The sequence below is a fragment of the Pedobacter sp. MR2016-24 genome (assembly GCF_026239655.1).
Lineage (GTDB): Bacteria > Bacteroidota > Bacteroidia > Sphingobacteriales > Sphingobacteriaceae > Pedobacter.
This window is the reverse complement of sequence record NZ_JAPIVO010000003.1, coordinates 745,800-760,854: the sequence shown is the minus strand read 5'-3', so window position 1 is coordinate 760,854 and position 15,055 is coordinate 745,800. Positions and strand designations below refer to the sequence as shown.

The 15,055-nt window shown below is 42.7% G+C and carries 11 protein-coding genes; 3 read left to right on the top strand and 8 right to left on the bottom strand.

Annotation, left to right across the window (positions count from 1 at the left end; genetic code table 11):
* Positions 1 to 38 precede the first annotated feature (38 nt).
* A complete protein-coding gene (locus tag OQX62_RS11070) occupies positions 39 to 1,280 on the top strand; it encodes a hypothetical protein (RefSeq protein ID WP_265831592.1) in 1,242 nt (413 codons plus the stop codon).
* A gap of 372 nt (positions 1,281 to 1,652) precedes the next feature.
* On the opposite strand, the gene OQX62_RS11065 is transcribed toward OQX62_RS11070, so the two are convergent.
* The 4 genes from OQX62_RS11065 to OQX62_RS11050 form a co-directional block, all read right to left on the bottom strand.
* Positions 1,653 to 2,549, bottom strand: coding sequence for an NAD(P)H-binding protein (locus OQX62_RS11065; protein ID WP_265831591.1), 897 nt, complete (start codon positions 2,547 to 2,549; stop codon positions 1,653 to 1,655).
* A gap of 94 nt (positions 2,550 to 2,643) precedes the next feature.
* The gene (locus OQX62_RS11060) at positions 2,644 to 3,393 is read right to left on the bottom strand and encodes a pirin family protein (RefSeq protein WP_265831590.1); all 750 of its coding nucleotides are present in this window, start codon (positions 3,391 to 3,393) and stop codon (positions 2,644 to 2,646) included.
* Positions 3,390 to 4,325, bottom strand: coding sequence for an NAD(P)-dependent alcohol dehydrogenase (locus tag OQX62_RS11055; protein ID WP_265831589.1), 936 nt, complete (start codon positions 4,323 to 4,325; stop codon positions 3,390 to 3,392). The genes OQX62_RS11060 and OQX62_RS11055 overlap by 4 nt, the downstream gene beginning before the upstream one ends.
* Positions 4,326 to 4,376: 51 nt before the next feature.
* The gene (locus OQX62_RS11050; RefSeq protein ID WP_265831588.1) at positions 4,377 to 5,114 is read right to left on the bottom strand and encodes a helix-turn-helix domain-containing protein; all 738 of its coding nucleotides are present in this window, start codon (positions 5,112 to 5,114) and stop codon (positions 4,377 to 4,379) included.
* Positions 5,115 to 5,434: 320 nt separating this feature from the next.
* Between OQX62_RS11050 and ccsA the strand changes: the two genes are divergently transcribed.
* Positions 5,435 to 8,707, top strand: coding sequence for a cytochrome c biogenesis protein (gene ccsA, locus OQX62_RS11045; RefSeq protein WP_265831587.1), 3,273 nt, complete (start codon positions 5,435 to 5,437; stop codon positions 8,705 to 8,707).
* 145 nt (positions 8,708 to 8,852) lie between these two features.
* On the opposite strand, the gene OQX62_RS11040 is transcribed toward ccsA, so the two are convergent.
* The gene (locus OQX62_RS11040) at positions 8,853 to 9,227 is read right to left on the bottom strand and encodes a winged helix-turn-helix transcriptional regulator (protein ID WP_265831586.1); all 375 of its coding nucleotides are present in this window, start codon (positions 9,225 to 9,227) and stop codon (positions 8,853 to 8,855) included.
* 107 nt (positions 9,228 to 9,334) lie between these two features.
* Between OQX62_RS11040 and OQX62_RS11035 the strand changes: the two genes are divergently transcribed.
* Positions 9,335 to 10,762, top strand: a complete 1,428-nt coding sequence (locus OQX62_RS11035; protein WP_265831585.1) for an MFS transporter — start codon at positions 9,335 to 9,337, stop codon at positions 10,760 to 10,762.
* Positions 10,763 to 10,788: 26 nt separating this feature from the next.
* On the opposite strand, the gene OQX62_RS11030 is transcribed toward OQX62_RS11035, so the two are convergent.
* The 3 genes from OQX62_RS11030 to OQX62_RS11020 all read right to left on the bottom strand — a co-directional run bounded on the left by OQX62_RS11030 (position 10,789) and on the right by OQX62_RS11020 (position 15,044).
* A complete protein-coding gene (locus OQX62_RS11030; protein ID WP_265831584.1) occupies positions 10,789 to 12,192 on the bottom strand; it encodes an alpha-L-fucosidase in 1,404 nt (467 codons plus the stop codon).
* A gap of 85 nt (positions 12,193 to 12,277) precedes the next feature.
* Positions 12,278 to 13,222: a hypothetical protein gene (locus OQX62_RS11025; RefSeq protein ID WP_265831583.1), complete on the bottom strand. Its 945-nt coding sequence runs from the start codon at positions 13,220 to 13,222 to the stop codon at positions 12,278 to 12,280.
* A gap of 31 nt (positions 13,223 to 13,253) precedes the next feature.
* Positions 13,254 to 15,044, bottom strand: a complete 1,791-nt coding sequence (locus OQX62_RS11020; RefSeq protein WP_265831582.1) for a RagB/SusD family nutrient uptake outer membrane protein — start codon at positions 15,042 to 15,044, stop codon at positions 13,254 to 13,256.
* Positions 15,045 to 15,055 lie beyond the last annotated feature (11 nt).

The following is a 15,055-nucleotide window of genomic DNA, read 5'->3' as shown; positions in this document are numbered from 1 at the left end:
GGTTCATCTGAACCCCATTCAAACATTTATACAATTTTATGAACACTAAAAACAACTTCAAAAAATTAGGTCTGGTACTTATGATCGCATTTGCCTTTACGGCGTGTAAAAAGGATGATGATCCAACAGTTCCTGAGCAGGATACTGCAGCAAAAGAATATAAATATGTACGCGTGCTGGTGAGTGATGAGCTCAGTACACAACTCAGCTTACTGGATCCTTTCGAGGGAAAGGTTGGTACTTTCACTGCTAAATATCCATTGGCAAATCTTTACGGTACAGCATCCAACCGCTATGCTGCGGTATTGTATGGTAGTCAGAATCTGGCAGAAGTATTTGACAGCGGCCTGCTTTCTCATGAGGATCATGTTGATGTAGACCGGGCACCACAATGGTCTGCCATTACCGCTACAGGCATCAAGCCAACACATTTTAAAAGCAGAGGAACTGAATCGTTAATCTTTAATGATGGTGACGGTACGCTGAGTGTGGGCAATGATGCAGATTTCAACGTTGCCGGTGCAAAATTTGGCGTGATCAACGCTGGTTTATTGCCTCACCATGGTGCAATGGCCCAGTTTGCCAACGGTACTTATGCGGTTACGGTTGCTGCCACTAGCGGAGCATCGCCAAACCGTGTAAAAGTTATCAATAAGACCGGTGGACAGGTACATGCTGCTACATTGGAAATTGGCAGTATTCATGGTAATGCCAGTGACGGAAACGTAGCTGTTTTTGGTGGCTTTACTTCTGCGTCATCAACGGCAGGAGGGGTATTGGTGGTGAGTGCATCTGGCGAACAACGTCTAATCCCAAACCCGGAAGGCTTTGGTGCGTTCCGTTTGGCAAGCATTTATTATGCAGCATCTGCAAAAAAGTTTATTGGTTATGTGGCTACAAAAGGCGCATACATGATAGATCTCAGCGGAAATAAAATTACACCTCTCTATGCGGGAAATGATGCTTACCAGTGTAAAGTGGATTACGCGGGTAAAAATCTGCTGATATTAACACTGGATGGCAAATTGCGTATTTATGACCTGCTGACCGGCACGTTAAAAAAAGATGGGACCGTGGTTTCTGCTGTGGCTTCAACTGATACTTATAAACCTGTGCTTGAAGCCACTGCCAAGTATGCTTATGTTGCCGTTCCGGCAGCTGGTGAAGTGCAGCAGATCAGTCTTGAAGACTTTAGTAAAGTGACGAAGCATAAAGTTTCATCCAGACCGGTAAGGCTGACTTTGCTGGGATTCGAAAGCAGTGAGGGGCATACGGATTAGATTTTCTGGTTTCAGCCTGAAAGAATAGTCCGGCTTTGCAAGCCCAAATTCGAAGCATTGTCTGATTTAGCGCATTATTTAGTGTACCTTGCAAGAGTTGGTCGCCTTAAAAGATCAGCTTTACAATAATCTAAATCAAAAATGGGAAAAGAAACAAATGCAGCAATAGCGACTACGCCAAAAACTAGAATACCTAGAAAGATCAAAAAAGCAATGGTAAAAGTTGCGGCAGCAACACCTGCAGTATAATTCATAAGGATATTTATCCTATTGAGTCTTCACAGCAAAAATGCCTCTAAAGTAAATTTAGAGGCATTTTTGTTTCCATTGTTTTTATCATAAATCTATGTCGGTTCTTAAATTGCTATTTGTTTATGAGGCATTATAGGCCCTGAGGTAAACCTCATTTACAAATTCTTCTGCTGTGGTAGAGGTGGTAGTTGAATCATCTCTTTGTTGATAATTCATGAATCCGGTTTTGATGGCTGTTCCCATTTCAATCAAATTGTCTACAAAATCTGATGAGAACCCGTTCTTTAAAAACGCCTGTTTTGCCTGATCCACCGGAAATTGCACATAGGCCAGATCAGGTTTGCCGATAGCTTTTCCAATAATGCCGGTAAACTCCCGCAGGCTGTAGTTTCCAGGTCCCATTACGGCCTGGACTACCTTACCCTGGAAGTCAAGACCGGACAGATATCCGGCAGCAACTTTGGCAACATCTTGTGTAGCTACCATTGGTATGGCATGATCACCATCTGCTGCTGTACCGTTAATACCCCTGTTTTTAACCACACTGATAGTCCTGAGGAGATTTTCCATGAAATAGGCAGAGCGGAGATGTAACACATTTACATCCCTTAACTGGTTTAACCTTACTTCCTGCTCACCTGTGCCAGCCATGACGCCAGTACCTTCATGCATGTGCGCACCCAGGCTGCTCATATTGACAATATAGCTGATGCCCGAATTTTGGATGACTTCGATCAGCCTGCCCGTCACCTCTCTTTGATAAGCTCTCGTATTTTCTGCCTTCACATTATCCGGCATCAGTACAAAAGCACTGTCTGCGCCTTTAAAAGCATTTGTCAATATATCAACATTGGTGATATCAGCTGTTACTATTGTTGCACCCTGTTCGCGGTATTTTTCTAACGTTTCGGTGTGCCTTGCAATTAATGTTACCTGGTGACCTTCGTTTAAAAGGATTGCTGAGATTTTACTGCCCACTGTTCCGGTGGCACCGAGTATTACAATTTTCTTTTTCATCAGTATATATTTTTTGTTAAGTTTTATAATGTAAAGGTCTGTTGAAATGGATAGGGAAACTTGTATCAAATCACTGTTCTTAACGAACCTGGAATTATTTCAGGTTACCACTGTACATGCCGCCATCAAAATGCACAGCATTTGTTTGTGTGATGAATAACACGAGATCACTGGTTTTCATCGCGCGAAAAAAGGGCTGTTCTCCTTCAATTAACACACTCTCTCCTGCGGACAGAAGCATGTTTTCGTTCACCTGAACCTCCCCTGTAAATACATAGAACAGAAAGGCGGTATTTGAATCAGGCTCCTCAGGTAATAAAGTTTCTCTGCCTGTTTCCAGACGCATGTCCATCACCCAGGTCTGACTTCTTATTTGCAAAGGATAATCCACACCCCTGCCTGCCAATTTTCTCCAGTGGTTGATGCTATAACTTTGTGATAACTGATGGAACTGCACCTTTGGCAATAAACCGCCGCTTTCCGGTCTGATGAAAATCTGCAGTCCTTCCAATACGCCTCCGTCTTCCAGTACCAGTTCCTCGTGAGAAAATTTCCCGCCTGCATTCATCATCATCATTGTTTCTTTAGAAATCATGTGACTGAAACCTGCTGAATCCCGATGCTCCACCCGGCCGCTCCGCAAATAAGTCAATATTTCATCGTCCTGATGCGGATGCATGGGGATCAGCGTGCCTGTGTTGATCCTGGCATGGTCAATTCTTCCCAGGGTGGAAAATCCACTGTCGTTTAATTCTTTACGGATCAGCCCGGGATAGAGAGTCTGTACACCAAAACCGTCGTGTTGTTTACCATACTTAATGGTATGATCAATTTTCGTGATCATAGCTCAATCACTACTTTGCCAATCACACCACCTTTTTCCGCGTATTGATAGGCTGCTACAGATTGCGTAAACGGAAAGATTTTATTAATTTCAATTTGCAAGCCCTTATTCATTGCATTCAGCAATACAGCTATATGTTTTGCAGCGGGCTGGGAGAGGATCACCACATGCTTTTTGCTGGTAAATAGATTTTTTAAAAGCGAAATGGGTATTTCAATAGGCTTAGGCGTAGGATTTAAAAACAGAGATTTGGCCTTCATGATCTTTTTAGCACTTTTATAGCCCATTTTGCCCGACAGGTCAATCACGATATCATAAGTTTTCTGCCCGGCAAGAACATTTTCCAGGGTATAATCGATTACGGAATCTGCTCCCCATTTTTTAGCAGCTGCTACCGCTTTTGTATTGGCCACAGCTGTTACATTTGCTCCTTTTTGTTTTAATAATTGCAGTAGAAACATGCCCAGACCACCAGTAGCGCCATTTACCAGAATTTGAGTATTTGCAGCTATATCGCCCATTTTTTCCAGTATGGTAACAGCAGCTGCACCAGCAACAGGAATGGAAGCAGCCTCAGGAAAACTGATGTCCGCCGGTTTTTTCCAGAGAAATGTTGAAGGTACAGCAACATAGGCTGCTAATGCGCCTTGCTTCATCGTGTTTTTTACAACTCCGAAAACTTCGTCGCCTTTCTTAAAATCCGAGTTTCCGGCATCTTCGATAACACCAGCAAACTCAACTCCGGTATGCTTCGGGAATGTTGAACCGGACATCAATTTCATTTCGCCTTTTCTGATTTTCCAATCCATCGGATTGATCGAAACGGCATTTACTTTTACCAATACCTGGTTTGACTGAATAACAGGTGCTGGTTCGTCTGATGTTTGTAATACAGCTGTGTTTCCAAACTTATGATACGCTATTGCTTTCATTTTGCTATCTTTTAATTGTTAACTGATAGCACAAATTTGGCAATAGCGATACTAGTAAACTTGTATCAGATCACTGTTATGTTTTAAAGCTGTCGGGGGCATACCAAACATCGCGTACATGTATTTATTCAGTTGCGGCAGATCGTAAAAACCGGTATCGTATGCAATGTCGGTCAGGCTCCGTTCTTTTTCGGAAAGCGTAAGATAAATAGCCTGGCGAAGCCTTGTCCATAGCAGATACCTGGATAAGCTGCTGCCTGTCTGCGCTTTGAATAATGCAGCCAAACGGGAAGGAGACAGGAAAACAATATCAGCAAATGTTTGCGGAGTAATATTCTGCTGAGAAGAATTGACTTTGATGTATTCAACTATTTTTGCTACCCGTTCATCATACTGAACTGGTGGCAATTTTGAAAGTAACCCTTCAATAATGGTATAAATATCAAAGGTATCCTTACTTGTTGCCAAGAAAGCATTCGTTTCAGCAGGTGTATGAAAGACAATGGCATCCTGATCGGCATCAAACCTGCCTGAAAGCTCCAATCCGATAGTAGAGTAGGGTTCTATATTTAAAACATTCAATGTTCCTTTTTCGGCCATGCAAAAATGTGGCACATGTGGTTTAATTACAAAACCATGAATCCTTTCATTCTTTTGCCCGGCAATAGTTGAGGTAAAAGGCGTATCGTTTGACAGAACGATTTGATAAGCGGAATGCTGATGGATTTCAACGGTCAGATTATGGGCCTTTAATGCCAGAATGAAGGGATTGTGGATTTGCTTTTTCATCTTGCTGATTTTCTTCTAAATTATAAAATCCTGAATCATTTGGCAGATGTTACTTTACAATTATTGTTTCCTGCGCCGAATCAGGGGCCAGGTAATTTGTTCGCCATTAGGTGCAGGATTTTTTGCCTTAATACCAGGCATAAATGTAAAAAAGAAGCCTGGCTGATGCTTTGGGTAAATTTCACAACAAGGTCATTTGCGCTTAAAATTCATGCAGGTATATCATCTTATTATCTTTTTTTGGAATATTTTCATCGTGACGCGTAAAAAATATCTAATATGTGCCCGCCTGGACTAATAAGGCGCAGCAAACACAACAAATGATATCACAATTCAGCAAGATCCTTTTCTCTACCCGAACTATGGGTGCTTTATTACTTTTTTATGCTTTCTCTATGGCGCTGGCCACTTTCGTAGAAAACGATTACGGAACGGCAGTGGCCAAAGCATTGATTTACAACTGCTGGTGGTTCGAACTGGTGATGTTTTTTCTGATCTTGAACTTTATTGGTAACATCAAAAGATATCAGTTGATCTCGCTGAAAAAGCTTCCGCTGCTGGTGTTTCACCTTGCATTCATCATTATTTTTATCGGGGGCTATGTGACCAGGTACATCAGCTACGAAGGTTCCATGCATATCAGGGAAGGGGAGATGAGTAATGATGTGGTATCTGACGAGACTTTTTTCAAGGTACAGATTGGTCAGGAGCAGCAGGCATTGGCTTATGATGATATCCCGGCAATACTCATCTCTAATAACGTACCCTGGTACCTCAAGTCTTTCAAAAAAACATTTGTTGCCAAGTATGATTACAAAGGGGAAAGAGTGCAGCTGAAAGTGGTTGATTTCTATGCACGTGCACAGGATTCGCTGGTACTTAACCCGGCAGGGAAACCGGTTTTACACCTGGTGGTGTTAGAAAATGGTAAACGTGTCAATAAATATATCCAGACGGGTAATGTACTCCTGGTGCAGAACATGATCATCAGCTATAACAAACCAACAACCGGTGCGATCAATATCACCGATGGTTTTACGGGTTATCAAATTGCTTCACCCTATGAAGGGAATTATATGATCATGGCTACCCAGGAAAGAAAAGTGGTAACGGCAGATAACAAATCACAGGACTTTCACCTGAGAAGCCTTTATACTTACGGCGGCCTTGCATTTGTAGTTCCTGAGCCCGCCCGCCCGGGCAATATTATCTATTATGAAGGCGACAAACGAACGCATGAGCATGACCTGGATTTGGTTAAGGTAGAAGTAACCACAGCCAGTGCAGTTGATACAGTGTCTTTTTATGGTGGCCGGGGAATGACCAATTTTCAGTTTCAGAGTGAGGTAGGGGGCTTGCCGATTGCAATGGCCTACGGCTCAAAAATTTATAAAGCGCCATTCTCCCTGAAGCTGGTGGACTTTAAAATGGAGAAGTATCCGGGAAGTAACAGCCCAGCATCTTATTCATCTGATATGATGATTCATGATGGTCACAGCGAACGCCCTTACAAAATATATATGAACCACGTACTTGACCAGGATGGGTTCCGTTTTTTCCAGTCGAGCTTTGACCAGGATGAACTGGGGACAGTTCTTTCTGTAAACCATGATTACTGGGGTACGAATATTACCTATATAGGTTATACCTTACTCTTTGGGGGGCTATTTGTCACCTTGTTCTGGAAGGGAACCCACTTTTCCAAACTTAACGAACAGCTTAAAACCATATCCCGTTCCAAAACCTTATTGTTGTTACTTGTTTTTCTGCCTGGAACTGCTGCTTTTAGTCAGGAGATAGATATGCATGGGAAGGACGGTGGAACAACTGCAGACCATAGTCAGCATGCCCATACAGGTGATACTATAGCAGCTCCTGCTGCAGATCACAACCATGTGGCTGATATGCAGAGACTCCTTGCGGGACAAACTGTTGATGCAGCCACCTTTGCAGGTACAATCCACATTGACCGGGATCATGCGGACAGCTTTGGACGTTTGCTTGTCCAAAATATAGACGGCCGGATCGAACCTGTAAATACCATGGCGCTGGAGATTTTGCGAAAACTGTATCACAAGGATAAGTTTTATACGCTGAATGCCAATCAGTTTTTCCTATCCGTGTCTACACTGCCATTCGACTGGGTGAACGTTCCCCTGATCAAGGTAGGCAGCAAGGGAGGCCCTGGTCTGCTGGAAACTGTTAAGGCTAATCCGGAAGGGTACACCACTATGGTGAACCTGCTGAGTATAGGTGCGGATGGAACTATCGATTTTCGTTTGAAGGATGCTTACCTGAAAGCTTTTGCGAAGAAAGCATCTGAGCAGGATGGCTATGATAAAGATTTGATAGAGCTGAATGACAAACTGCAGGTCATGCAGCAATTGCTGAACGGACAGTACCTCCGGGTATTTCCTGTAGCAGGTGACGCGAACAATACCTGGGTAACACCACCTATCCCAACGATAGCTGGTGATGCAGCACTGCGCAACCCGGCAACACTTTATCTGACCAGTATTTTTGAAGCCACAAAATCAGGAAACTGGAGCGTTCCGGAACAGCAGCTGGAGAACCTCAAACAAGTGCAGTTTCAACTGGGAAAAGCTGTAGTTCCCTCTCTCACTAAGATTGACATGGAAGTTGGTTACAACTCCTGGAATATTTTCCTGAACCTTATGATCACCTATGCCTTATTGGGGACGGTAATTCTTGCACTGGCTTTCGGAAGTCTGTTCAGCAATGCGAATGGCTTGCGAAAAACGATAAATTTTGTGCTGGTAATGATTAGTATTGCTGCCTTGTTACAGTTATTCGGACTGGCAGTACGTTGGTATATTTCTGGTCATGAACCCTGGAGTAATGGCTATGAGGCAGTCATGTTCATCAGCTGGATAGGCGTAATGGCCGGACTATTGTTGTACAGGAACAGTAATGCTTTTATTCCCGCTGCGGGATGTCTTATCGCTGTAATCCTGATGGGATTTGCACACGGGGGTTCTCAGATGAACCCGCAGATTACTCCGCTTGTACCCGTCCTTAAGTCATACTGGCTAATGGTGCATGTGGCTATTATTACTTCCAGTTACGGTTTCTTTGGTTTAAGTGCTTTGCTTGGTACGGTAGTATTGTTGCTGTATATTATTGACCATAAAAAAATCAGTGCCAGGGTAAGGAGCTCAGTGGTAGAATTAACCATTGTAAACGAAATGTCGCTCACTGTCGGGATATTTTTACTTACGGTTGGTACCTTCCTCGGCGGAATCTGGGCAAATGAAAGCTGGGGCCGTTACTGGAGCTGGGATCCTAAAGAAACCTGGGCTTTTATTTCCGTAATTGTCTATGCTTTTGTATTACATGTAAGGCTGATACCTGCCATGAGGAGCAAATATCTTTTTAACCTGTTATCGTTGCTGGCCTTTTCAGTGATTATCATGACCTATTTTGGGGTGAACTATTATCTTACCGGACTGCATTCTTATGCGCAAGGTGATCCGGTTCCAATACCGGCATGGGTTTATGTGACGATCACTATTGTGGCTTTACTGGCTATAGTTTCTTACCGCAGGTATAAAGTAAGGTCTCTGGGAAAATAAGGATAGTGCGGACAGCTCATTGATAGGAGCATGTCTTTATTTATTTTTAACGCCATACAATATTTGGCTTTTCAGTTCGTCTTTATATGGAGAGCGTTAATTTAAAAAAGCGGGAATGAACGGATGTGTCATTTCCGCTTTTTCTTTATACGCGTTGCTGGCAATACTGATCATTCCAGGTTTTTAATACTTCAATTACAGGCAGGAGACTTTGCCCTAAAAGGCTGAGTTTATATTCTACTCTGGGTGGCGATTCCGCATAGGCATAACGCTCTATAATTCCATCACGTTCAAGTTCACGAAGCTGAGTAGTGAGTGTGGCCTGGGCAACATTATCAAGTTCCCGTCTCAGCTCCCCAAACCTTCTGGCGCAATTTTCTGTAATGGCCTCAATGATGGGAAGTTTATATTTTCCGCTTAAAATCTTTAATGCGTTGGTAACCGGACAGCTATTTTTCCCGGGAAAGATATTATTTTCAAATGTATCATGTTGATTATCATCAATAGTTGTGTTTTCCATACCAGGTATCATTTTTATTCCTACTTGAAATGCCGGCTGAATAGCGTCACATTTACAGCCGAAAATAGCGTAAATAAACCTTTTACGCGTAATTGTCCGGACATTTTATGGCACAGCAACAGTTTAAATTCATTTTACTTCTAGTTTTATCATCTACCGTATTTCTTTCGGTTCTGGACATTTTTATCGTAAACGTAGCGCTCCCCTCTATTCAGAAAGGACTCCTGGCCAGCGACGCAGACCTGCAGTTTGTAATTGCAGCATATGTGATTGCTTATGCGATTTTTCTGATTTACGGAAGTAAGGCAGGGGATAAGTTTGGCAGGAAAAAAGTGTTAATTCTCGCTATGCTTGGTTTTACCATCGCCTCATTTTTATGTGGTATTGTACAGTCGCCATTACAATTAAACCTTTCCCGTGCGCTGCAGGGAATTTGTGCCGCATTTATGGTTCCGCAGGGTTTAACTTTAATCCAGACTATTTTTTCCGGGAAAGAAGAACGGACGAAAGCGCTGGGTATCTATGGAAGCATTGCTGGAATTGCTTCCGTGGCAGGGCAGTTTTTAGGTGGTTTACTACCGGTTGTTCATATGGATATTGTACCTTTTGGGGTAATTGATGGTTGGCGTTTGATTTTTCTGATCAATATTCCGATTGGTTTTTTCTCGGCACTGGTCGCGTTTAAGTATTTACCAGCAGATCAGCCCTACGGAACTGAGCGCTTTGATTACAGGGGACTATTTTTATTGACTGTATTTTTGCTGTCGCTTTTATTTCCCCTGATTCAGGGAAGAGAACTGGGGTGGCCTCTCTGGAGTATACTGCTGCTGCTTTTGTCGGTACCTGTTTTCTGCATGCTGCTCTTTCAACAAAATAGCCGGCTTAAAAAAAACGCAGCGACCTTACTCAATTTAGATTTGTTCAGAGACCACTATTTCAAAAGCGGTATTATAGTTTCCTTCTTTTATTTCATTGCTCAGGACTCTTATTTTCTGATTACAGGAATGCTCATGCAGGATGGGTTTCATATTTCGTCTGCCTATGTAGGTCTTTTATTTGTCCTTCAGGGTATCGGGTATGTGGTGGGATCAATATTATCTGCCAGGTTGATAGTGATTTATGGACATAAAGTGATCATGGCAGCGGTATTACTGATGATTTTTTCATTGATTGGACATCTGATTTGTTTGCGGGCGCATCAGCCCGCATATGGGATATACCTGCTTTTGTTTAGCTACGGTATGGGTTGCGGGAGTGTTCTGCCTTCGCTAATGAGCTTTTCACTGAAAACGATTCCTGTATCGTTTGCGGGAAATGCTTCCGGCATCTATTCTACAGCTCAGCAAACTGCTATTGCAGTAGGTGTTGCGCTTACCGGAGGGCTGTTTTTTTATAGGCTTGATAAAGGCCTGGCTCTTCCTGATTTTGTAGTGGCCTACCGCTGGGCAACTTATCTGAATATGCTGGCTTTAGTGATCGTGTTCGTATTATTATGGAGCGTGTCATTCCAAAAAAAGAAGGGCCGGAAAACATAGTTCACCGGCCCGTTTGTGATTTTTTTTTATCGCTTTTCGTTATAGATCTGAAACTCAGCTATAGAGGCCTGATGATCTGATTTGGCGATCGCCATTCTCACCTTCTCAGCCTTTACGCTGTCAAAACGATGAATTTTGATCTTCTGTTTATTTTCACCATCAAACAAAGGCTTCCAGCTACCATTTGCATAATATTCGAGCTTGTAAGTGCTGATATTAGGTTTTTCCTCTGCAATGACAATGGTGTTGAGTGCTGTATTGCGTTTAAAATCTATTTCGTACCATGGGCTGCTCACCGTAGGATTGGAAATCCAGGAAGAACTAAAGTCGTCATCATTCGCAAAATCCATAATCGCAGAATCATCACTCCAGCTGGAATTTGATATTTGTTTTTTTGCCAGGTTATGCGAAATGATGGGTGCTTCCAATGGAGGAAGTTTAGCCAATGGGCCTTCATTTTTCCAGATTTTACCGATCTGTTTTAATGCCGCTAAAGCATTGTCGTCAAACCGTCCCTCACGGTTAGGAGCTACGTTTAAAATGAAATTACAGTTTACATTATTAAAAGGGATAATGTCTTCTCTAACCAGTTTTTCCGGACTTTTAACAGCAACATCGGGATGTTTTAGTTTCCAGAACCAGTTTGCCTGCAATGGCAGACAGGATAATGCCGGCATAAAGTTGTTTTCTTTAGAAATATGCTGACCAGCTCCCTGCTCGTAGGTTTTAATATCTGTATAGTACAATCCTTCTGCGGGATATTTCGCACCATTCAGATCCATTACCAGGCAGTTTGGCTGTATAGATTTTACGAGTTTGTAAATCTCTTCAAACGGGACATCATCATAAGAAATTCTTGACCAGGGTGCATCCCAGCCGTCAATGATCAACGCGCCTATTTCACCATAGTTGGTCATCAGTTCTTTAATCTGCGCCTTCACCATGTCTATATGTTTGGGGGTAATACTGTTTGGTCTCAACTGGTGATGGGTATCGAGGATAGAATAGTAGAGGAATACTTTCAATCCATTTGCTCTGAAAGCATCTGCGTATTCTTTAACCACATCTTTTTTATACGGACTGCTCATCACACTGTAATCAGTAGTTTTAGTATCCCAGATACAGAAACCGCTGTGGTGTTTTGTCGTGATGCATCCGTAAGTCATATTTGCAGATTTAGCCGCCTTTGCCCATTGGTCGCAATCAAGCCTGGTGGGGTTGAAAATAGCAGGAGAGGCCATCGGATCTGCCCAGTCCTGATCCATATAAGTAGGGATATTGAAATGGATAAACATTCCGAAACGGAGGTCTACAAATTCCTGCTGAAGCTGATTCAGGCTTTTCGGTGCCTGGCTACTCTTTAGTTGTGCATTTAATATACCGGGCATCATTAATAATAGCGCAGTAATAAGGTAAAGTGTTTTTCTCATTGTTTTTTTATTTAACCTTTTTAAAAGACCCTGTGTATAGTAAATACGCACAGGGTCTTCCTTCATTTGTGTGTTTAGCTCTTTTTTACTTGTAAGTCACTTTCGGGAAATCCGATTGTGCCTGATTAAATTCTGCTTCTATGGTAGGTGTCCAGTATGCTCCGAAAGCGAATTTGGCCTGCTCTTTTTGATTCTCACCAGTAGCACCGCTCCAGAAATGTACAAATTCGCCCAGGTTCATATCTTTATTGCGGGTATACACATTTCCTACTTTAGGATAGTTGTTGGCAAGAACCGCAAAATATCTGTTCAGTACTTCACCTTTTCCATATTTGGTATAGATAGGATAGAACCAGTTGATAAACCAGCGAACGCCGGGATATCTTCTTCCCGGGTATTCTTCATAGGGATCTTTGTCTACCATTTGCTGATATACTTTCTGGGCTTCATCTTCGCGGCCAATATTCATCAGTACATCGTAATTGAATATCTCCATGAATTTGCTGTCTCCCCAGATCACGTCAGATGGCGCACCTTGTGAATTGTGACTGGCACCGCAGATAATATGACCGATTTCATGTATTGGGAGTCCGATTTGCTCACCTGTAGGCGTGGTCCAGTTGCCTAAACCGCAATCTAAAGTGTTCCTGTAATCATGAGAGGCATCAAAATAGGAAGCAGGGTGACCGCCTCCGTAAATGCCCTGGTGAAAAATTACGTACAGCCTGGTAGAATCTCCAAAGGAACCATAAGTTTTTTTACAGTAAGACCATACATCTGACATCGCTTTGAAAGGCCAAGTAACGGATTTATCTACGTTTGTATCATAGTAGAAGGCAACATTGTCGTCGTAATACACGCGGTCCACCACACGGTCATGTTCAAACCAGTGTTCTTTCCACGTTTTTGGCGGGGCACCAGCTTTTTCAACATTAGTTTTAAAAGGTGGAGCTACGCGCTGCTTGCTGCATGAAATGGTTAAGGCCATCACAAAAAATGCAGCCAGTAATATATATCTGTTCAGGTTCATTTTTTTATCTGTTTTTCTTATCAATTATTTATTACCAGCCCGTGTTCTGTACCATTTGTTTATCACTGTTTACATCATTTTGAGGGATAGGGAACAGGTAATGTCTTTTCTGGAATACACGTGTTTCTACACGGACGATATTGAAAAACGCAGGTGGATCTGCCGTTACATTTAAACCGTAGATCGGACCATTGTCTGTCTGCTCTGCAATTTTCCAGCGGCGTACATCAAAGAACCGCACGTTTTCAAAGGCAAGCTCTACTCTGCGCTCTTTGCGGATCGCCAGGCGCATTGCTGCCTGATCTGCTGGTGCAGCGAGTTGTGCCGAACCGTATTGCGGTATGCCAGCCCTTTCACGGATCATATTCAGGTAAGTCAACACATTTGCATTTCCTGGCTCTGCTTCATTTAATGCTTCTGCATAATCCAGGAATATTTGCGCTAAACGCAACATCACCAATGACCTGCCGCCATTATACCAGGTACCTGTAGTTACATTTTTACGTACCATATAGCCAGTAGTAGAGTAATCGTTACCGCCGGTTTCTTTACCGGAATTACCGTGATTGAAAGTGTAGGTAATGACATCACCCGAATTGGTATTCAGCCACCTGCTGCCATTGTAAGTAATACCAACATAAAACCTTGGTTCCCTGTTAGCCCATGAGTTCCAGATACCACGAACGGTATTGTCACCGGGCGCCTGGTAGCCGGTATAGTTTGTTGCTACATAACCTGAAGCCGGATCATCAATAGAACGACCATTTGCTGTAAAATAAGCATCTACCATATTTTGTGTAGCACCTAATCCACCACTGGCCGAAACTTCACTGCTGTAACCCTGGTGATAAGGTACACGCTCATACTGCAGACCCGGGATATTGTTATTATTACGCGAAAGAATAACTTCGTTATTCCAGTCATCCAGCATTACGTCCCGGCAGGACAGATAAGCACTGTAGTTGCCGTTTTCATCGTTTTTGCGGTATAAAGAAAAGGTTCCCGGAACAAACTGATCTATAAATGATTTGGCAGCATCGGCTGCTTTTTTCCATTTTGTCACATCTACAGTCTGATTCATCAATTGTTTACCATCGGGGTTTTTCATTGCTGCATAATCCGTATTTCCATTAAATAAAGGACTTGCAGCGTACAATAACAGCTCGGTTTTATAAGCAAGGATAATTGGTTTGGTAATGCGACCCTTATTGTCATTATTTGTCGTTACAGGTAAAGCACCTGCTGCGGCATCCATTTCTGCACTCACATAGTCTACACACTCATCAAATGAATTCCGCGGTAGTTGTATATCTTCATAACCAGCATCTGCGGGAATTGCCGCATCACCGGTAATTACTACAGGACCATATAAACGCATCATCAGGAAATAATACATTGCACGTAATGCTCTGGCTTCTGCTTTATACTGGGCTTTTAAATTAGCTGGCAGATCCGGCACTTTATCTATATTATAGATAAATATTCCAGCCGAGCGGATAGCTTTATAGTATTTTTGCCAATAGGTACCGGTTACACCGCTGGTGGCATCGTATGAACCGGTATTGATCGTATTACTTGGCGCAAAACCCCAGACAAAGTCTGCTTCGTCACTGCCAGCAGTCCATGGCACGGCAAAGCGCTGTTCGCCTTCGTCAGGGATATCACTATAAATGTTTGCTAAGAACTTTTCAGCGCCACTGCGACTGCCGAAGGTTTCATCAAGGGTTAGCCTGTCGTCAGGTACCTGATCCAGATAACCTTTCTTGCAGGAAAAGTTTAAACTCGTCAGGAGAACCATTACCAGTATAGCTATTTTTTTCATCGTTGTCTAAT